Consider the following 255-nt stretch of genomic DNA (forward strand, 5'->3'; position numbering starts at 1 on the left):
GTTCATGCTCATGTTCCTCTTCTTGGTCATGGCCGTGATCATCAATGACAATTTCTACTGGGTCTGACTCGGCGTATTCATTGTGGTTCTCATCAAAAAGGACTGCACGGACCTCAAAGCTTTCTCCTGATGCCTCATAGTTGAATTCAGGTCCTCCTTGATTCGGAACAGTTACCCATTCATCATCTGCATTTTCTCTTGTATACCAGTGCCAATGATCATAGTCTACCTCTGCATCTAATTCCGCCGTTAATT

1 pseudogene is annotated in these 255 nt (G+C 43.9%); it reads right to left on the bottom strand.

The annotated features are described in order from the left end of the window. A pseudogene (locus tag CHH91_RS18700) lies at positions 1–255 on the bottom strand (metal ABC transporter solute-binding protein, Zn/Mn family); the annotation flags it as partial.

The sequence above is a fragment of the Virgibacillus sp. 7505 genome (assembly GCF_002272135.1).
Taxonomy (GTDB): Bacteria; Bacillota; Bacilli; order Bacillales; family Amphibacillaceae; genus Terribacillus.